A 21158-nucleotide genomic window follows, 5' to 3' on the forward strand; every position below is an offset into this window, starting at 1 on the left:
TGGTTGTGCGGTAGATTTTGTGTGTAGGCTTCTTCATTTGAAAATTATATCGCTGAAAAAGCCTTTACAGATAGGTTTGTGCAACAAAGCCATTTAATCGTCTAAGTTATTAAAATTATTACCAATTAAATATAATTTCAAATATGAACTAAACTTTAGGTAAACATAAGTTAAATAAATAACATCTGACATTTAATTCATTAATTTTGATATAAGATACATTTTATTCTATATCACAGTCAAACTATATCGTACATGATATCTCCTTGTGCTTCTTCTCTGATTGTATAATTGCGATGATGCAATAATTCATTTTTGAGGTGTGCTGAAATTACAGAAGATTTCCACTAACTACACTTTTTAAAACACAAAATATTCCGTCAAATGTAGATATAACAGACATGTATTTTATTTAATGCCTAATAAACACTTATCTATATGATAATATTTATTTAAATAATAACTTGAGTTAACAATGAGTTTAGATCAGGCGAGTTTACTTAAAGCTTGGCAGCGTTTTATCGAGATTACAGGCTGTGAAAAGTCCAAAATCCCTGTGATTGGTGTTAATAACTGCCAAAATATTATCTTTAAGGACTCTGATTTAATTGAGAATGTATATAGCCATGGTGTATTTGTTGAATTGCATCCAATCCAAATTGCACATCTCAAAGAAAAGTACGTAACTTTTGATGAAGATCTAAATGCAGAGATTATTCGAGACCAGCTTTCTTTTGCATTTCCTTTGCTTACGATGCACAAGAATCGTGAGACATTTTATCTTCCCTTATTCATCGTAGATCTCCCTTCGGATTTTTTGGTAAGAGGTGGATTCACTGGTTTTGATATATCCTCAAACCTACCCGATAGTATTAAGGTAAATATCTCTGTACTGCTGAATTATTTTGATGTTGATATAGGTCAAATTGACGAAACTCGTAATTTCATTGATATGGTTAACTTGCTATGCGATACCAAACACTCAGACTTTAAATCGGTATATGAAGGTTTCTTAAGTTGGGCAAATGAGCGCCTGCAAATGAAAAACAATAACTTCAACCAAATCTTTTTGGCTCCAAATACTAGTGGCGTAATCTTTTCAGCTGTTAATGATGATTTCGGTAGTAACCGTGATCTTGGTGACTTTAAATATTTACTGTCAGAATTAGAAAAAACTGATCAAAGCAGCGAAAGTTATGTGTCAAAAAATTATCCATTGCTCAACACCTATTTAAGAAAAACTAACAATAGCCAATCGATTATTAAAAGCTGTCCAGTACATCAAACAAAAATCTATGGTCTATTTGAGCGTGAATACTCATTAGGACGTGGACAGTTTCAATCAATACAAGCGGCTAATATAAAACCTGAATTACCATTGATTGCAGTTCAAGGTGCTCCCGGCACTGGTAAAACTACCCTATTCAAATCCTTAATTGCCCAGCAAGTTACCGCTCGTGCACTTGCAATTATTAATGGGAAGGATCGCAATCATAATATGTTAGTGTGCTCTACAGCAATTAAAGCCGTGGATAACGTCATTGCTGATCTAAAAGCAGATGAATTCACAAAAGAATTAAACTGGCTTTGGTTTCATGGTGGTTCAAAGCAAAAGATAGAAAATGAAGTAAAAAACAGATTAGAGCCACATATTTCTCATATTGAAAAGAATGAATTTGATAAAGAGAAATATGATTCACTAACTACGGAAATTCTTTTCGGTATCAGCGAAATCAATAAGATTGCCCATCAATTTCAAAATGATTATCAGCTACTCCAAGAGACAAAAGCCGAAGTTCCATTCATTACACCTAACAGTAATCTTGATCCTAACGCGCTTCGTAAAGAGTTAACTAAATATCAGATGGAGCTTGGTGAAAAGTTAGATGCTGAGTTAAAAAATAAAGGATATTCAGATACAATTCTGGAACAACAATTAACTCAACTGACTTTTGAAAATAACAAATTGTCAGAACAAATTGATGAAATCCATGTTGCCATGGATTGCGTGAAAAACTTATTGGCATATTGGCCTAAAAAATTCTCACCTTCACAATTCTCAGATTGGATGCTGAATAAAAAAGTACGTGGTACGTTCGCATTATCTTTTGGTGACTTCTTCAAGCTTCAATTTTTAAAGATCGTTGCAATGTTTTCTCCAGCTAAAATCAATCTTTTAGCTTCGTATGAAGTATTAAGCCGACATGATGAGTTGAGTGAATTTAAAAGAAAACTCAATCGTGGAATCGAACAGCTTGAAATATTAAATACACTGCATCAAGCATCAATCAATTTGAATGCATTTATAGATGCTCATAAGCGATTTAATGAAAACTTTGAGGGATGTAAGGATTTATCGGATGCATTACGTTTAAAGGCAGTTGGGTTAAATCGCAAGATATTTGAGGATTCTGTACAGTTCCTTTACCAAGAGCAGTTGAAGCGTAAACATGAATTAATTGAGGCTTTATCTCATTGGTCGGCCATGCTACTTGGTGGAAATACACCTACTCCTAATTTTGGTAAATTCATCAAGCAAAGTACGAAGTTTTATAATCTTATTTCATTGGCGTACCCAGTTGTTGCTTCTACATTAGCCTCAGCATACAAAATGTCTGGATATAAGAAACTTGATCAGCTTAAAGGCATAAAACCTTGGAACTTGGTATTACTTGACGAAGCTGGGATGGTGTCAGTAGAAAATCTCGTTCCAGTCTTGTCACGTAGTAACACAGCGATGATGGTTGGTGATCCTCTACAGCTAGAGCCAATTCGCACAATCTCAAAACCATCTATTCAAAAAATCTACAATGAGTATTTCCTTAATCATGATGAGGAATACAAAATGCTTGGTCCCGGTCAGGTTACAGCGTATCACCGAGCAGCTGGAACCTTAACTGGTGAAATCAGCGATATTGGTGATGGAATCATTTTAGATGAGCATAGACGATGCCAGACCCCGATCGCACAATTGTTTATTGATATTGCTGAATATAAAGATCTCAGCGTTGCTACTTTCAAGCCCAAGGAATCAATCGAAAAAGCCTTCAATGCGCTTGGTGGGCATCATTTGATGTTCTATCATGTAGATGGTTCAAGATCGGTCGGAAAGACGAATCTGGACGAAGTACGTGCCATTGGTGAGTTATTAAACCAACTAGAAGAGGCTGGTTACGACCTGAAGGCTGATATCGGCATTATTACACCGTATGCGGATCAAAAACGCTTATTGTTGAATGCTTATGGTAAACGCCTTGGATGTGAATTTGAAACTCGTATCGGCACAGTGCACCAATTCCAAGGAACTGGTTTTGACGTGATTATTTATAGCCCAGTGATCTTTGAGGAATTGGACAGTCCATCTTTCCAAAATACACGTCCAAACATGCTTAACGTAGCAGTATCTCGTGCAAAACAGCAGTTTATTGTTGTTGGTAACTACCACAAGCTTAAGCAAACAAATGGCCCATTAAAAATAGTCGCTGAACGGACGTCTTCAGATTTCTATTTAGAGCTTGGTAGCCAGAGTCCAAGTTACCATGATTTCTCAATCAGTTTTGCAGTAGAAAAACACATCTATGATGCTCAACATATCAAAGCATTTGAGTTCTACCTTGAGAATGCAGAGAAATCTATTGTGATTGTGGTTCCATGGATTCGTAAGCCTCACAACACGCCAGTCCAAAAACAATTGGATCTAATCAAAGCAGCTAAGAAGCGTGGTATCGATTTGAGGATTTATTATGGTTACAGCAACTTAGAAATGAATCAGAAGGATGACAATGATCAATACTTGGTCCAAGAGTACATCAAGGTACTTGGTTCAGATAATGTTATCCGTATTCCGCAAGGAACTCATGAGAAGGTCCTACTAGTAGATGATCGATTGTTGGTGATTGGCAGTTGGAATTGGCTTTCTAATGCATACTACAAATGGTATGAAACTCAGAATATGGCACAGACCAATTTAGCGATACGACGTGAGACCAGTATCATCATCATGGATAGAAAGATCATTACAGACTATAAGGCACATAACCTACACAATGTGATCTAAACAAAAATAGGGTGAAAATCTTATATCTTCACACTTATCCTTTTAAGGAAATTCATAATCATTCAGTACTGAACTTTTAGTTTAGCTCTACTAGATTATCCTGCATAACCATAGTGCATATAAAACAAGTTTTATACTTGTGGAAAATGTAATGTTAGCAATATTTCTATGATTTATTGTGGCATAAATGACTTATTTAGCTAATGCAACACGAGCATGAAAACTTCGTGACCTATGATTTCCTAATTAGGTTGAATCGCAATAAAATGCAGTTTATAAATTGGAATATGGCCTATCTTGGCATGAAAAAAATTGAATAAAAAAAGGCTATTTCCTGTAGAAATAGCCTTTTTTATTTGAAATATCTAAAATATTATTTAGATTTAATCAATATTAGCAAATTAAATCTCTAAAATATTGTTTTTATATATAAAATTTTTTAAAAACAAGATTTTAAAAGAAGAGCAAAAATGATAAGAACTATAATAATCCCCCATATATTAAAAGATTTCTTTTGATCGTCTAATAAGGCTGGAGGACTATCAAGAGGTGCATGTTGAGGCCATTGCTTCAATTCACTCTTAGAAGTTCTTAAATTCTCTATTTCCTCTTTTTGTTTCAGCTCTTCAAGTATTTTTTCTTTAATCCGAGCTGTCTTGCAAAAATCACACATAGTTTCAGTTATCGGAAGCTTACATTGACATGACTCACATCTATTTAATTCTTGCTCATTTTGAATTTTATAATTTTTTTCTCTACTTAAATCTTCTAGAGGACTGGAAACACTATTAGAAATAGAATTCTTTTCTGACAAGACATTTTCACACTTATTACAAATTTCAGATGTATTTAGAGTCAAAGAGCCACAAATTGAACAATTATTTTCTTTATTTACCACCTTGCTAATTGGCTTCTCTATACCATGTATTTGATTATAAGGGTCATGAATTGAGATCACAGCATCAAAAAAACGGATATATGCTATTTTCTTAACAAGGCTTGGATTATCGTAAAAAGTAACTATTGCAGTTGAAGTAACCGGTTTGTATGGTTCTGCGTTTTTAAAGCTTAAACCTGCTTCCTCTATCTCATATCCTTCTGCATCTAATAGCTGTGCATATTCAAAATATAAATCCTGCACCTGCCCATCTTCATCTGGCTCAGGAGAATATGTAGCTTTAATACTAATCAGAGTTTCATCACCTTTAGTTTTTAATTTACAAGCTAATAGAGGTACTGTTTCTGATGTGGGGTTTACTTGGGAATAGTGTCTGATACGATCTTCTAAGTAAATATCTAATTCTTAATTATCATCAATATCTTTAATTTCAGCCACGGTATCAAATAATTGAAGATATTTGGCCTCCTTGATAAAGTCTGAATTATCGTATAAACGTAATAAAGCAGTAACGACTACTTTTTTACCCGGATATGCATGTGCAACCGAAATACCAATTTCTTCAATTTCAAAGCTATCCTGATCTAAAACTTTTACATATTCATGATAAAAATCTACACACTCACCATATTCATCTGCTTCAACTTTAATAGAAACTTGAATAGATAGTGCATACTCCCCTTCTAAAAGTACATATTTACCGTAAATATCCCAGATATGAAGCATGTTACCCTCTTAATGCTTTAAAATTAACTTATAACTTTGATTAAATTAAAATTTATATTCAATAGATTATGGCTTGATAATCTCTTTTACAGTGATATTTACATCACCACTTGGTAAAGACAATGTTGAACTTTCATCTTTAGTAAGGCCTAGTAACACCTGTCCTAAAGGACTATTACAATGTGTTATACCATCCTGATAATTATTAAAATTATTAGAAATTTTAACACTTACCACCTTCTCAGGATTTCTGCTATCTACATATTTAACTAAATCCCCTCCTTCAACAAGATCAATTGAATCTTCTGGGAGAGGATTAAATCCTAATGAATATTGATTATCTTTTAATACTTTCTTAGATAACTGAATTTTCAGATTTAAAAACACTTTTTTCTTCAGTTGGTTTTAGATTACTCAGTTTTTCTAGTAAAATTTGCATCTGCTCTTGCGAGTTTTTAAACCAATCTGTTGACCAAATACGATGTATTTTCCATCCTAAGCTTTCCAAAATTTGTTGTCGTAGTCGATCACGATCTCGACTAGATTTTGCTGAATGATAGGTTGCTCCATCACATTCAACTGCTAATAAATATTCACCTGGATTATTTGGGTTCTTGACAGCAATATCTAAAAAATAACCAGCCACTCCCAATTGTGGTTCACATTCGTATCCATGAGTTGCAAGAGCTTTCATCACTGCAATTTCAAAGTCACTATCAGGCGCTTTCCCTGTAACTTTTTCCTCATGTAAGAAACCAGATTCACAATATCTTAAGAATGCTTTTAGTGCAGTCACACCCTTACTACTAGATTCTGATGATAAAATATCTGTTGAACTCATTGATGAAATTATATGCATTCTCTTTTTGGAGCGAGTAAACAGCACATTGAGTCGTCTCCAACCTGAACCTTGGTTAATCGGACCAAACCTTTGAAAAACTTTACCTGCAATCTGCAAAGGTCCATATGTCATTGATATGACAATAACATCTCTTTCATCACCTTGAACATTTTCAAGATTTTTAATAAAAACAGGCTCATCTGATCCCATTTTTTTATCATAAAGCCCCTGCAATATAGAGTCTTGAGATAGTCTAAGTTCTAATTGATCTTCAATCTCATCTCGTTGTTGGCTATTCATTGCAACAATACCAATTGACTCATTTCTATCTTGAAGAAGTAATTGGCATACTTCATCTACAACACTCTGTGCCTCTTGATAGTTTTTTCCAGAATTAAATGTTCCAGATATTTTCTTGTATCGAATACCAAATTCAGGGGAACTTTGAATGGGTGAAGGAAATAAAACAAGATCAGAATCATAAAAATGTTTATTTGAAAATGCTATCAGTGATTGATGGCGTGAGCGATAATGCCAACGTAAGCGTCTTGTTTTAAACAATGATATGACTGAATCTAAAATACTTTCAGCATCTTCTACACCAACTAATTCATCTTCATTTGCCTCATCAAGATTTATTGATGTACTGAAGAAGCTAGTTGGCGGCAATTGTTTTGGATCTCCTACAATAATTGCGCTTTTACCTCGAGCCAATGCTCCAATCGCATCTTCTGGCAAAATTTGCGAAGCCTCATCCATTACCACCAAATCAAAGTCAAAAAGACCTGGTTTTAAGTATTGAGCTACAGACATAGGGCTCATCATGAAACAAGGTTTTAATGCCTGAATTGCATTAGGTGCTCGCTCAAGCAAAGATCTGATTGGTATATGTCTTGTTTTTTTCGAGGCTTCTTTAGAAATTAGTGAATATTCCGTTAAATCAGATACCCTGCCAGAGGCTATACCAACCGGAACATTACATGATGCAGCATTACTAGCGATCTGCTTTCTTTGTAAAATCACTAATTCATTATCATAATTCTTAAAATTATCAACCATCGTTGATAATTCCATCCCATTATATTTTTGAATTGAGGTATCAGTATTAATAATATACTTTGCTAAAGAACTATACAAAGATAGTTGAACTGCATTAACAACTGAACAGTCCTCCAGCACTCCATCTTCCAACTTTTTAATGATACTTCTTAAACCTAAATTTTCAGCTTTATTTTTAATTGTGTAATAATTACTCCATGTAAATATCCAATCCTCATTCTCTAAAGCTAAATTATTTCTTATTATCACATCACTAAAAGAAATTTTAGACTGATTAAGCCAATCCTCATCTATATTAGAACAGTTTTTAAATTTGATTCTAAAAATATCTTCATTCTTAAAATTATCAGAAATTTCTTCTAAAACTCTTTTAAAATTTTGGTAATTTTTTGCATCAGAAATTTGAGTTAATTTCTCTTTTATAATTTCACTCGAATCTAAAATTATATGCAAAAAACTAAGAGTTTTTTTAGCTCGATTCATTTCTTTACTATTAATTTCACCCATTAAGTCATCAAAATTCCATTCGGTTGACAAAATAGGATTATTACTTCTAATTTCATTAAACTTTAATAAATTCAGCATATTAGCATCAAATAAATTCAATGCACTCTCAATATCAGATAATGAAATTTGTTTCGAAATGAAAGATGGTTCGAATTCAATCTTTAATTGTTTAAGAGACATTAAAGTACGAGAAATCTCACTACCATCCTCAATAATTTGGTGAAGGTTAGATAGATTTTTAATTTTAGTTGAGTATAAGGCAGAAAAATCATGCAATAACTTCAATGTTTTGTTTAATTTTGGCTCAACTTTACGGTCATATTCTTCAATAATAGATTTTACTAAATGACTTTCTATTCTTAGAATAGCTGAACCAATCTTCACCCGCTCATCAAAACCAATTCCATATTCATGGCGAACACCTTTATACCAGTCACGCAATGTTTTTATATCATCTAAAGGCGTATTTACTCCATCATACATATCACCTAAAATTTTATATTTCTCATTCAATTCATTAGAAGAATCAATATTCTTCTTGAAATCAATTAGTTTTGGGAAATTATCCTGTATTTCAATGAATGGCGCATTTATATTTTTATTCATACCCAATATGAATTTACGAGCATTCCACCAACGCATCGTGAAATATTTAAAAAATCCACCTATACATATATTTTTATAATTTAGCTCTAATTCTTCTACACTTGGTAAATTCTCTATTTTGTACAAACTTTGACAATCTTGATAATTTAGATGCAATTTATTAAATATAGGCTCAAAATCCAATATAAATTGATCAATACTAGATTCGTCAAATATTTCATTCCTATGTTTAAGAAGATCAAATGGCAAGCTCTTTAAATGACCTACCAATAATTCCATTTCACTAAAATTCTCTTCAGAGTATCCAAATACACTCTTGAGCTCATAAGGAATATTTTTATTAATCAACTCAATATCAGGCTTTAAATCTAATAAAGCAGTTTTAATTTCCTCTAACTTGCTTATGGAATCGTCTATATCATCCAGAGTAATAGTTTTATCAAATGTATTATTTTCATTTATCAAATTTCTAATATTCTGTATTGTATGAGAATTTAATTCATTTACATAGGCTTTACTAAATATTGCAGTAATGCCACTATGGTTTTTATTTATTTCAGCATATAAATCAGTATATTTAGATAGTAAATCAACTTTTTCGATTAGATCATTAATTAAATGGTAAGATACTGCTTCATCAAAAATTGGTAATTTTTTTGTATCAAGAACAACTCTTTCAACTACTTCTAATTTTATATCATCAAGCAAAAAAAGCTCGGTAAATAAATACTGTATTGCTTTTAACTCTTTATTCCATTCTTTAAGAGAACTAATAATTTCTGATTTTTCTGAATCAATTAAATTAACTTTATTAACACCAAACCAATAATGTTTCGAAATTTCCTTATTTGTACATTGATCGCGAGTTTGTATATAGGCATTTTCCAATAAATTTCCACAATCAATATAACTATGGATTTTTTCCTGATTCAAAGAACTTACATTTAAATTATCGATCAATATTTCTTCAGGATTTATATTCAATAAATTTTTAAAATACGTTGCCTTTGATAAAATTTGATGTCCAGTTAGCTGTGTGTCTCCCCATTCTTTATTAATATTTCTTACGTACTGATTCAAGTTGTTTTTACACAACTCTAATTTATTTTTTATTAGGTGTATTTGGTTCGGTTTAGCATACTGCTTAAACTGTTTATATTGCTCATTTAAGTCTTGCAATATTTTTAATTTATTAGATTTATGACTGTGCAATTCAAGGCAAAATCCACCTAGTCCTGCCTTATCTAATCTGTCTTTAACAACATTGAGAGCTGCCATCTTTTCAGCAACAAATAGAACCTTTTTACCATCATTAATTGCAGCCGCTATAAGATTTGTAATAGTTTGAGATTTACCAGACCCAGGTGGACCTTCAATGACTAAGTTTTCACCTTTTACAGCATCAATTAAGGCGCTGTGTTGTGAACTATCTGCATCATAAATAATTGGGAATTTATCATGAATATTTTCGATTTCATCAATTTCATATTCAGAGTCAAAACTAGGATGTTGACTTTCTTTGGCTACTTTACTAAATAATTGCTGAAGTACTGGATGTTGTTCAATAGAGTGCTCTTCAGGCCAATTCGCAGGATCTAAATCTTGATACATTGCTTGTTTAGTAAAATTTAATAAACTTATACAAGCTCTGCGCTTAATACTCCAACCCTCTTCATGAGCTAAAATATTTTTTTCAATCAATTTAAAATAATCTTCTGGCGTACTTTCATCATCTAACAAAGGTAATTCTAAACCGAAATCATTTTTTAATTTTTCATGTAATGTAATATTACTTAAAAGCCCTTCATCTAACATCGTCAGTTCAAAATTATCATAGCCCCCATGTTTGGCTTTTGCCTTTTTCTCAATTTTCACAGGTAAAGTGAAAAGCGGTGCTAAACGTTTTAGATTTGAATCTTTACTATCTGTCCATTCTAAAAAACCAATCGCAATATATAAAACATTCGAACCTGTCTCGCTAATAGAGGATTGAGCCTGTTGCCTTATATGCTTGAGCCTAGTTTCCAAATCTTTTGGATATAATAGTGTCTGTAAAATATTATTATCTTTAACTACGAGTGAATCCTTTGAACAGTTTTCATCAAGTTCAAAATTAGTTTGATATCCCAATTGTTTAGCCCAAGATTCTGCACTAGGAGTTTGATCCTTAATACTTGCTTTATCTTTTTCCTCCATTCCATAATATTTTTTAATTTCAGAATCTGATGGTTTTGGAACGGGTAGTAAATCTATTACACTATTTTCATTCAATGCATTGAATAAAATATCTGGAGTAGTATCTATAAACTGAAGGCATTTTCCTCTTGGAAATTTATAATTCAATAATGCATTTCTTGAACTTAAATCCAAAAGACGCTTACGGATTGATTCTAACGAATCATATGCGAATGTTAATGTACCTTCAGTCATTTAGTTTTAAAACCCCCTAAAGTTCAAAGCTATAATCTTTTTATCTCTTTACTCATAGTAACAATTCGGTTGCTATTTTAATAGTGATTCAAGCTCATCAGACCACCACTGCATCATCTCTTTTCGTTCCTCAAGGTGTGCACCTTTATCGTATATTCCTTTAACACCTTGCTTTAAATGAGCTAAACATGCTTCAACAACAGCATTAACAGCACGTTTAACACCAACACCACTAAAGGATTTAAATATCAAAACTTTTTAACGTTAGCTTATACGAGTGGTATTGTTTCTTCGCCTAAAAGAACAACAGAAACTGAAAACGAGGTATTAGTGGATGCAGCCACTGAAGCTTTAAAATGTTTGTAAAGAGACCAGATTTTTTAAAAGAAGCTTTAGCTCAAGCTTAGAATCAGAACAAGATACTAAGAGAGAATATCCTGCTCCATTATGAGCAGGATATGAAAAAATTTAACGATACTGACTAACCAACGTTACTCATCCTGCAGACCCTTTAAAGCATCGCATAAATTAAATAGCTTATTTTTGACTTGCTGCATATTCATCTGTCCATTATGAAAAACAGAACTATCTCCGCCCCAATTAAAACCATGATTTTCAAGAATATATTTTAGCTTATCTGGGAATTCTGCCTGACTAACATCTTTAAAATAGAGAGTAAAATTGACTGCAGGTCTTTTAATCTCTATGAGATAGTCCTTTTTATCAAAGACTAAACCTTTTATGACGATTCCAGCATCTTCTTCACGGGACTTAACAGCCTCATAGTTTATCAATGTAAAAGGAAAAAGTAGGTTTTTGCTTGCTTGAAGCTCAAGTTCTAAAGCTTTAGTGAAAAACTCACAGTGATAATGATTACGCTGAGACTTACCAAGCAATATGGTCTCAGAAGCATTATGTGAAATAAACCCTTGTTCACAGCAGTCAAAGAGTTCCTTATGTTTGATTAATTCATGTCTCCAAGCATCCAATTCGGTATTATGTAATGCTTCGTCGCAAATTGCTTGCAAAGAAACAGCTAAATTATTGGTAGTAAACAACGGATCATCTAATACTGCCTTAACATACGTTTGCTTTTTCTCAATAGCTTCATCACCTATACGCAATACTCGGCGCCAGCTATGGTCTCGCGGTATGTTACTTTTAGTACTTCTGCTACTGAGTAGATTTAACCTATCCCAAGTGGCTGAAGTGCAATAAACACCTTTACTTAATACAGCCCTTTCCCATGCGTATCCAATCGATGAAGAACTTTTTCCGATTACATTAAAGACATAACTAAGCGAATGAAAGTATCGGTTAAATCTTTCAAAGTACTGTTTATTAAAAGTATCTTCCCAATCACAATGCTTGTACTTTCTATAAAAATCCAAGATACCTGCAAAATTTAAAATGCAGCCAATTTGTCCATTAAAGAAATGATGTTTTTCCGCCTTGATAATGACCTCATGCCATTCATCAGACTTCAATATTAGATGTGCTTTTATCTTTTCTTCCAGTACCTGAGCTTGTAAAAAAGCGGGTACCTTACAATCTGCCTTTAGGGCATCCAAAATTGGTAAATCTATCTTACTTAATTCATCAATGACAAACAGTGCTTGGTAAAACTTACTCGCAGAATCCGTAACCGTATTTTCTACCAAGTTATAGATTACACGAATCCAATTCTTTAATTCACCCAAATCCTCACCCTTTACCAAGTAAGAATAAAAAGCAAAAAAACGTAATTTATCATCATAACTTGCGCCATTGCTGATAATTCGTTTAAAGGTTTCTTCTTCCGCGTAATAATAGGTTTCTGCCATATAGAGTCGAATTTTATTATTCTTCAATCCTTTATCACAAATCAGATCGATGATTTTTATAAAGCGGATGATCAAATTTTGATTAAAACAGTTCAGCTCTTCATATTTTGACAGACTTGGTTCTTTTAAACGCCCCTGATCACCCAAAAGTGCATCCGTTGCCTGAGTTAAGAAATCAGTTGATGCTCTATTATTCAACAAGCATTGATACATGATAATCAGACGAAAAAAGTTCATAAATTCATCATCAAATGTATTGTCATCTGAGCATACATTTCTATAAGGCCAAAATAAATCAGCCCAATCAGTATCGATCTTATGAATAAAATAGTCATAGCCATTTACCTTTCCTTCTCTGAAGGAGAGACGATATTCTGGCCATGGTTCAGCACAGCTTTCAATGAATTGTTCAAGTTTTGCCTTAAAATTTTCAAATACAGTAAGCGGTTTTCCACGAGCATTCATTTTAATATATAGCTCATCTGATAAACCGAACGAATGTAAATCCAAAAATTGGAAAGTGATAAATGGCTTATCTATCACTAATAGTTTCTCAAATAAGTCATTTTCTCGATCAGCAAACATGTCCTGAATAGCATCAAGCATACAAAGGCATGCCTGAACAGTTGGATCTTGTTTCCAAGACAAATAAAACCATTGACAATCAATGATTTGCTTACTGACAAAAATTTTTTTACTGTTAGTAATATCACCTTTCACAAAATCACTGACCACCAAGGCATTAAAAAACTCTGTAGTACTAGGTCTTGTTTTATATGTGAAGCGTGATTGCCCATCTTTAGAAACAAACTGTGCTCTAAAATCTTCAAGGCGACCATTGGCTGCAGCTAGGTACCAATGCAACAAGAATAAAGTGGTTAAACGTTGTTGCCCATCTAGTACAGAAAAAACTTTACTCTCGCTGTTTTCGTAATTACCATAAACAAAGTCTAGATCTAGCGGTTGTCGCACAGGACCATCCTGCTGGTTTAGTGCATTGAATAATGAGCGTAAAAACAGTGTCCTCACTTCTTCTTCTTCTGATCGACCTTGTGCATAGTCGCGTTGCAAAATTGGAATTTCTACTGAATCAACTTGGTTAAACAAGCTATAAAAAGTTAAACTTCTGCCACTCATATATGCACTCCTTCCCCACAAAAAATGCCATAAAGACTGTGTATCATCGCTTGCTGATGATCTTGACTGTCCTTCGATTCCCAATACAGCATCTTATCGACCTGCTTACTGTAATATTTCAAAAATACATTTTTGGTACATAGCGGAACAAAAGTCGCTTCTTTATCCAGTGCAATGATTTTTGAGCGTTTAATTGGGAATACTGCATTTTTATAGCTGCGGTTTGTTGTGCTATCCAACAAGGTTAAATTACCAATCGAATTATCGACTATATTATTGCCTCCTGGGTCATAGAAAGACAAAATACGCAAATAAATCGCCTCAAACTGTTGATCATTAAAGTCCGTTTTTACTAACTCAGTTGCATCTTTTTTAATGGCATGCGAAGTCTCACTATTTCCTGTCGATCTTTCTTCAATATGAATCGTGTTAACGTCAGAAATATAGTCAACAACATTCTCCAGCCACTTTATTTGTTTATTTTTATCTCTCGGCATATCTGAAGCCACAGAACGTATATGCTCAATATCCCAATTGTCCTGCTTGTATTTGTTAAACTGAAAACGTGAGTTAGTTATAGGGTTTGCTAACAAGCTGGCAATATTAAACAGGAGCAAAATCGATCTTATCTTCTTGGCGTCAGTCTCATAATTCAGCTCAGATAGTTCAGCTTCAATTAATGCCTTAGATACATCATTTAAGTTTTTATTAGCAAAAGTTTTTACAAATATCTGCTCTATAAGATTTTGGCGGAAAGCATATTTACTTTTACAGGTTTCGCTTAAATCGAATATTGTTTCAACAGCTACCTTTTGTGAAACCAAATACCCGACTAAATGGAACAATGCTTTATCATTAAACCATTCTTCTAGGGTCATAAAGCATTGTTTTATCTTTAGCCATTCTTTGACCACATCAACTTCATTATCATTGTTCTGCAATTGTTTATTAAACTGCAGAAAGACTTTGAGTTTATCGTGTTCAAGAATCCCTTCACTGCTAAGCCTTCTCGCTGCCAACGCCAATACAAACTCTATACGGTTAGAGGCGATTGGTTGATTACTTACAAAATACCAAAATGCATCATCCTGTAAGCGCTTTTCAATGGCATCCCACTCTTGAGCGATATTGAGCTGTTGCAGATGTCTTACAGTTTGACCTGCGCTTGAGAAATTACTGGATTTTAGAAATAGTGCTTTAACTAGCTCGGCATTCACCAAAGGAATTTTCCCCATATTTAAACGGGTAAAAACATCGGTAACATTTTCTGTTTCAGCTAGTTGATACCAAATGATCTTCACCTTATTTAAGAACACCGATTCGATATCATTAATTCTATGTACTTTATCCTTAAACCATGCTCTGATATTTGAATAGGCTTCAAAGATAAAATGAAAGTCAATATTTTGATCTCTTTTATTTTCATCCAATGAAACTAAATACTCACGACTTTCTGGGCGAGTTTCATATTCTAGTGTATACAGTTGTTTTCTAAAATCCTCGGCAAAACGGCTATTGAAATAACCCAGAATCAACAAAATTGTTGTTAATCTTTGTTGACCATCCACGAGCTCCCATTGCTCACCTCTTTGTTTTACAACAACAGGCTGTAAACAGTAAAAATCTTCGTCTACCTTAATTTTTCTATCGCAAAATTCATAAACATCTTCTAATAGCTCAATAACCTGTCTTGCAGACCAACGATAACCTCTCTGATAAGCTGGAATAAAAAATGACATTGTCAACAAATCGTTAATTGTTTTGAGGGTTAATTCATTATGATCAAGCATTTTGTTCCCTTATTTTTAGGTCAGAAAAAGACATTTTTTCCCTTATCAATAACTTACGCATCATCATAATCTTATATGATTTTGTTACATAAATATTTAAAAACTAAACTTACTCCAACCCTTTCAAATTTAAGATACAACAAAAATGGTTTTTTAAAGAAGTTCATGAATCAGGTTTTTTAAAGAAACTAAAAAACTCATGTAAGTTATTAAATAATATTAAAATATATTGTAATTTATTTATGAACTAGACTTTAGGTGAACATAAGTTAAATACAAGTTAAATAAGATACACTTAACCATAAGTTCATATCTTCCTTGTCCATAAAAGTGAATTTTGAAATTTTTAGAAGAAAATTGAATTAATCAGTCCAGCCCAATAAAACTGGGCTGATACTTTATTGTGGGATTTAGCAGACGCTCTGCACTGCATTTACAAACCGCTCTGTATCAAAAGTATGGTTAGATACCAGACCGAACTGGCTCACCTCGCCAACAATTACGGCGCGTCCCATGCTCAGTGCGACATAAATACCGGCAATATTTTCCAGCAAGGTGGCAAATGGAATCAGGCACAAATGCCGTCCAAGCTGGCTGCTGGCCAGTGCCTGACTGAGTGAATGCGTAATTGACTCTATTGTATCTTCTGCCAGACACACGCCTTTCGGTGTTCCGGTACTGCCTGAGGTATAGGTAATTTTTGCCGGCTGCTGGGTTTGTAAAGAAGATGAATACTGTACTGCCTGTTCTAGCTGAAAAAAGCGTGCATGTAGCTGGCCAGCAATAAAAATCTCATCTCTACTCATGTCTTGAGCCAGATTTAACAGCCATTCTGGTGCAGAGAAAGATTCATCCAGAATACAGAGCAGCTCTGTTTGGCTGTCGGAAAGCAGATGCCGTACTTGGGCTACAGTAAAAAATAGAGGAACAGGTATTACAGTCATGCCGGCTTTTTGTGCGGCAAGATCGACCACAATCCAGTCGATGCTGCTCACGCCCCATAAGGCCAGATGGCGCAGATTAAGCTGCTTGAAACCGGCACTCAATAATTCTACCCGCTGCTGTAGCTCCGCATAGCTGAGGGTTGCCTGTGTGGTGACTACCGCTTCTAGCTGCGGATATTGTCGTGCTTGCAGGCTGATACGTTCAAATAAAGCAGTCATCATTTAAATTCTGTGCCTCGCTGATCAAGCAAAATGCTTTAATGACTAAATTGATAAAATTGACGAGCGACTTGTAGGGCCTCTGCCACATCAATCGCCAGCACATAAGGTTTCTGCTGGTAATAACTGCCCCACAGGCGTTGTGCCTCTCCAAGGACTTGCGGGTCAGCCTTTTCAAGCACATGAAAATGTAATCCCATTTGTTGCAGCACATAACGCACAGCGGCTGTCCCGGTACATACTGCCCATTCGATGTGTTGCTGCGAGAGATGAAAAACCAGAAAGGCCACCATCAGTTTGGCTTTGTCCATATCTAGTGCTGCAAGATTGCCAATTTCTACCACTTTGTCTCGACTGACCTGGGTTTGGCTCAGTTTACTTAATGTGTTTTCAACGGGTTCATCGAGATACTGTTCCAGAAAGGCATTAAATTGATTTAAATGCTGCATACCAATCACCACCTGCATCTCGGCGCCTTGATAACCTGCAAACAGGGTCGAAGAGAAGCTCGATACAGTGGCCTGATGGACTTGCTGATATTTTTCCTGAATAAAATGTTCCAGGCTACGGCGTTCAGGTGTCTCGCTTTGTTCTACAGTTTTGACCATCAAATGTAGCGATTGATCCTGTGCTGAAATTACTGGATACGCCGGAGGTGCTTGTAGTAAAAATTTATTGTGATTGATTTGTTTTTTATATTCAGGCTGCTTGAAATATGTATTTAGAAAGTGAATCTGACTAGATAAATAAGGATCAAAACTGAACTTGATCATTTGGCTCACACCACGAAATTAACTTGCTACTCAAGATAGAAGTCCAAACTTAAAAAATTCTTAATTTTGTGCAAAAGAATGTAAAAGCTATGTGTATAAAAAATCCAGAGAACGGCCGGTTTTTTTAAGAGCATTTTAAGATTGAAAATTTAAGTTGTTCCTATCTCTCTATTGACTGAATCTGCTCTATGTCTTCCTACCGATCACCTTATAAAGGCACCTCAGGAACGCAGCGTATTTTTAATGCGACCCGTTATTCCATGGCTGGTTTTAAAACCGCCTTTCAAAATGAGGCCGCCTTCCGGCAGATCCTGCTGATTAATTTTATTTTGATTCCTCTAAGCTTTTGGATGCCAGTTAGCCGAGTTGAGCAAGCGCTCATGGTCGCCGTGTGCCTATTGGCGTTGATCATTGAACTGATTAACTCAGCGATAGAGGCAGTGGTAGATCGTATTTCCATGGAACGGCATGAACTGTCTAAAAATGCCAAGGATATGGGCAGTGCGGCTCAGTTTGTAGCACTTAGTTTAATTGCCCTGACCTGGGGCATCATTTTGGCTGGTCATTTGATTTGACCTCTGCTCTTGCTACTGCCTGAAATGGACAACTTAAAAATGATCACTGACCGTTCCCGGTTTTTACTGACCCAAACTTTACTTTTGATCTTCAGTTTTTTGATTCTTCTCAACTTCTTTGACATTGGAGGAGTGCTGGACTTACAGCTCATCTATCCCTTTATCGATGATCATGGTCAATTTCCCCTTCGACAACAATGGGCACTGGCAGAACTCAATCATCGCTATGTTAAAGACCTGGTGATTCTGGTGTATATCACATTATTACTGGGCTGGTTGGCATCACTAAAATGGCAGAACTGGCATACGCGGCGCTGGGAATTTGGCTATTTCTTTAGCATGGTAGTGCTGACCACAGCCTCGATCGGAATTTTAAAATCCCAGTCAGCCCATGCCTGTCCCTGGGATATGACCATACCTACCCATAATGGGATTTTGTGGGATTTTAGTGCCACTGCAGGCCACTGTTTTCCTGGAGGGCATGCATCTAGTGGTTTTGCTTTAATGGCCGGCTATTTTGTTTATCGTATTTCTAACCGCAAGCGTGCTTATTTTCTTCTGATCGGTGCAGTAATTTTAGGGTTGACCATGGGCTGGGCACAAATGATGCGCGGAGCACATTTCCTGAGTCATAATTTATGGACTGGCTGGATTATCTGGTGCATGAATGTCATTGGCTATACGCTGTTTAGCCATAAACTACCCATAGAAAAGACCACTCCTATACGCTCTAGTATCAGGCAACCTTAACTCCAAAAAACCAGAAGCCTATTCGCTTAGGCTTCGATTAAAGGAAGCTTGACCTGTACACAAAGGCCACTCAGATTGGTACTTCGCGAAAATTCTAGTGTTCCACCCAAGCGCTCGGTGGCTTTATCTACAATGGATAAACCCAAACCGCTGCCAATTTCTGCATGGTTATGAATCCGGTAGAAGCGTTGCCGGATCTGATTGAATTGAGCAGGATCTATCCCTGCCCCACTGTCTTCAATTTGTAAAACCGCCTGCCGGCCTTGCTGGAAAATAGATACATTAATCACGCCATCCTTCGGACTGTATTTAATTGCATTATCAATTAAATTATAAATAATCGAGTGCAAAGCTGAAGCCTGGCCCTGAATCTGCAGTTCCTGTTGCTGTTCTACGCCCAAATCAATGTCTTTCTGTAGTGCCAGTTGAATCAGTTCTTCGATACAGGTGACTGTCATCTGATTCAGTGATAACAATTGAACAGGCTCACTCAAACCTTCGGTCACATCCTGTTTGGCCAGACTTAATAACTGGTTGACCAGATGCTGCATACGCAAAATGCCTTGGCTCAAATTATGGATAGACTCGCTCTGCGGAAACTGCTGTAGCAAAATTTGTACCTGTAAATTCAAAGCCGTCAGTGGCGTGCGTAATTCATGGGCAGAATCTGCTACAAATTGACGTTGTTCCTGTTGGGCCAGAGAAATGCGACCAAACAAATAATTCATTTCCTGAATGGTCGGTTCCAGCTCTAAGGGATAATCTTTCATTGCAATTGGCTTTAAGTCTTGTGCCTTGCGGCTGGCCAATTCAGTTTTAAAATCATTAAGGGGCTGAAAATTTTTCCGGATCATCCAGCCTAAACCGAATAATGCAAAAGGTAAAAAAAGCACATAAGGAAGAAACATATTGGCTGCCAGCTCCAGAGCCAGTTCCTGCCGGACATTTTGCTGCTGGCTCACCTGAATCTGTAATTGCTTACCAGGAATAATATAAGTTAACCAGGTTCCATACGGCGTTTGATGCTTGTAGAAACCTGCTTTCCTGACCGGTGCCACCAGAACATCCTGCGGATGCAAGGAAGTGGCTGTATCTGTATAGGACCAGATATCTACAAATAAATCTTCTTCACTGTATTGTTTGGCTAGATCGATTTGGCTTTGCAGAGGTTGTGGATGATTTTCTGCAATGCGCTCGGCCAGACTTTGCATCTGCTTATCCAGCACCTCGTTAATTTCTTCGAGCGCAATCCGGTATGCAGCAAAGATCAGCACACAGCCCAGCACCACGCTAAACAGTGAAATATAAATAACTAGACGTTTTTGCAAGGAATAACGTTTCTGCATGGCGCTCATCCTAAGCGATACCCTAGCCCACGTATGGTACGTATGAAGTCTTTTCCTAATTTTGCCCGCAGATGATGGATATAGACTTCTACCGTATTACTACTGACATCACTGTCAAAGTCATAAAGCTTGTCTTCCAGATCATTCTTAGAAAAAATTTTATTCGGATGATTTAACATGGCCATTAAGATGGACCATTCCCGATTGGATAATTCTATAGCCTGTCCATTAAACAGAGCGATATGCTGCTCCAGATCTAGTTCCAAACCGCTGTGTGATAATTTCTTATTCGTATCTATCCCGGTATTTTTTAAACCACTACGGCGTATTAAGGCATGAATACGGGCCAGCAACTCGTCAAATTCATAAGGCTTGATTAAATAGTCATCTGCTCCCTGATTCAGCCCATCCACCCGGTTTTGTAACTGATCCCGGGCGGAGATAATCAGCACCGGTAAATTCGGAAACTTCTGCCGGATATTTTTTAGCACCAGCATGCCATCCATCATCGGCAAGCCTAAATCGAGCAGGACAATATCGTAGACCTGCTGCTGTAACTGTTTTAAACCCTCAATCCCATTATTGACCCAATGCACATCAAACTGATGCAGCTTGAGCAATGTTTCAGTCGACTCGGCAATCATAAAGTCGTCTTCAATAATTAGTATTTTATGCAT

The 21158-nt window shown here is 35.6% G+C and carries 13 protein-coding genes and 1 pseudogene; 3 read left to right on the plus strand and 11 right to left on the minus strand.

All coding sequences use genetic code 11. From position 1 onward, the window contains the following. Positions 1-475: 475 nt before the first annotated feature. On the plus strand, positions 476-4057 hold the full coding sequence (locus tag NI465_RS12785; protein WP_253145562.1) for an AAA domain-containing protein: 3582 nt from the start codon (positions 476-478) through the stop codon (positions 4055-4057). Between the two features lie 439 nt (positions 4058-4496). Here NI465_RS12785 and NI465_RS12790 read toward each other — a convergent pair whose 3' ends face one another. From NI465_RS12790 to NI465_RS12830, 9 genes and pseudogenes are all read right to left on the minus strand, one after another. Beyond that, complete coding sequence (locus tag NI465_RS12790; protein WP_253145564.1) at positions 4497-5198, minus strand: hypothetical protein; 702 nt, start codon at positions 5196-5198, stop codon at positions 4497-4499. 162 nt (positions 5199-5360) lie between these two features. Beyond that, a complete protein-coding gene (locus tag NI465_RS12795; protein WP_253145565.1) occupies positions 5361-5681 on the minus strand; it encodes a hypothetical protein in 321 nt (106 codons plus the stop codon). A gap of 66 nt (positions 5682-5747) precedes the next feature. Then, complete coding sequence (locus NI465_RS12800; RefSeq protein ID WP_253145567.1) at positions 5748-6068, minus strand: GreA/GreB family elongation factor; 321 nt, start codon at positions 6066-6068, stop codon at positions 5748-5750. Next, complete coding sequence (locus NI465_RS12805; protein WP_253145569.1) at positions 6037-11124, minus strand: DUF4011 domain-containing protein; 5088 nt, start codon at positions 11122-11124, stop codon at positions 6037-6039. Before NI465_RS12805 ends, NI465_RS12800 begins: the two co-directional genes overlap by 32 nt. Before the next feature lie 72 nt (positions 11125-11196). Continuing rightward, a pseudogene (locus tag NI465_RS12810) lies at positions 11197-11325 on the minus strand (tyrosine-type recombinase/integrase); the annotation flags it as partial. A 290-nt stretch (positions 11326-11615) separates the two neighbouring features. Further along, positions 11616-14084, minus strand: a complete 2469-nt coding sequence (locus tag NI465_RS12815) for a DUF262 domain-containing protein (protein ID WP_253145571.1) — start codon at positions 14082-14084, stop codon at positions 11616-11618. After that, the gene (locus NI465_RS12820) at positions 14081-15874 is read right to left on the minus strand and encodes a DUF262 domain-containing protein (RefSeq protein ID WP_253145572.1); all 1794 of its coding nucleotides are present in this window, start codon (positions 15872-15874) and stop codon (positions 14081-14083) included. Before NI465_RS12820 ends, NI465_RS12815 begins: the two co-directional genes overlap by 4 nt. Positions 15875-16284: 410 nt before the next feature. Further along, positions 16285-17040, minus strand: coding sequence for an AMP-binding protein (locus NI465_RS12825; RefSeq protein ID WP_253145573.1), 756 nt, complete (start codon positions 17038-17040; stop codon positions 16285-16287). A 35-nt stretch (positions 17041-17075) separates the two neighbouring features. Next, complete coding sequence (locus NI465_RS12830) at positions 17076-17810, minus strand: thermostable hemolysin (protein ID WP_253145574.1); 735 nt, start codon at positions 17808-17810, stop codon at positions 17076-17078. Between the two features lie 188 nt (positions 17811-17998). Between NI465_RS12830 and NI465_RS12835 the strand changes: the two genes are divergently transcribed. Both NI465_RS12835 and NI465_RS12840 read left to right on the plus strand, forming a co-directional pair. Beyond that, positions 17999-18385 carry a diacylglycerol kinase gene (locus NI465_RS12835; RefSeq protein ID WP_253145575.1) on the plus strand — a complete coding sequence of 129 codons (387 nt, stop codon included), beginning with the start codon at positions 17999-18001 and terminating at the stop codon, positions 18383-18385. A gap of 39 nt (positions 18386-18424) precedes the next feature. Beyond that, positions 18425-19135: a phosphatase PAP2 family protein gene (locus tag NI465_RS12840; RefSeq protein ID WP_253145576.1), complete on the plus strand. Its 711-nt coding sequence runs from the start codon at positions 18425-18427 to the stop codon at positions 19133-19135. Between the two features lie 26 nt (positions 19136-19161). Here NI465_RS12840 and NI465_RS12845 read toward each other — a convergent pair whose 3' ends face one another. Both NI465_RS12845 and NI465_RS12850 read right to left on the minus strand, forming a co-directional pair. Further along, on the minus strand, positions 19162-20481 hold the full coding sequence (locus NI465_RS12845; RefSeq protein WP_253145577.1) for a sensor histidine kinase: 1320 nt from the start codon (positions 20479-20481) through the stop codon (positions 19162-19164). 5 nt (positions 20482-20486) lie between these two features. Beyond that, a complete protein-coding gene (locus NI465_RS12850; protein WP_004646901.1) occupies positions 20487-21158 on the minus strand; it encodes a response regulator transcription factor in 672 nt (223 codons plus the stop codon).

Source organism: Acinetobacter lwoffii (assembly GCF_024129855.1).
In the GTDB taxonomy this organism is placed as follows: Bacteria; Pseudomonadota; Gammaproteobacteria; order Pseudomonadales; family Moraxellaceae; genus Acinetobacter; species Acinetobacter lwoffii_L.

Coding starts and splice junctions, on each gene's coding strand:
- NI465_RS12805 (WP_253145569.1), bottom strand. CDS start 11,124: ATGACTGAAGGTACATTAACATTCGCATATGATTCGTTAGAATCAATC.
- NI465_RS12850 (WP_004646901.1), bottom strand. CDS start 21,158: ATGCATAAAATACTAATTATTGAAGACGACTTTATGATTGCCGAGTCG.
- NI465_RS12820 (WP_253145572.1), bottom strand. CDS start 15,874: ATGCTTGATCATAATGAATTAACCCTCAAAACAATTAACGATTTGTTG.
- NI465_RS12835 (WP_253145575.1), top strand. CDS start 17,999: ATGTCTTCCTACCGATCACCTTATAAAGGCACCTCAGGAACGCAGCGT.
- NI465_RS12785 (WP_253145562.1), top strand. CDS start 476: ATGAGTTTAGATCAGGCGAGTTTACTTAAAGCTTGGCAGCGTTTTATC.
- NI465_RS12795 (WP_253145565.1), bottom strand. CDS start 5,681: ATGCTTCATATCTGGGATATTTACGGTAAATATGTACTTTTAGAAGGG.
- NI465_RS12845 (WP_253145577.1), bottom strand. CDS start 20,481: ATGCAGAAACGTTATTCCTTGCAAAAACGTCTAGTTATTTATATTTCA.
- NI465_RS12815 (WP_253145571.1), bottom strand. CDS start 14,084: ATGAGTGGCAGAAGTTTAACTTTTTATAGCTTGTTTAACCAAGTTGAT.
- NI465_RS12825 (WP_253145573.1), bottom strand. CDS start 17,040: ATGATGACTGCTTTATTTGAACGTATCAGCCTGCAAGCACGACAATAT.
- NI465_RS12830 (WP_253145574.1), bottom strand. CDS start 17,810: ATGATCAAGTTCAGTTTTGATCCTTATTTATCTAGTCAGATTCACTTT.
- NI465_RS12840 (WP_253145576.1), top strand. CDS start 18,425: ATGATCACTGACCGTTCCCGGTTTTTACTGACCCAAACTTTACTTTTG.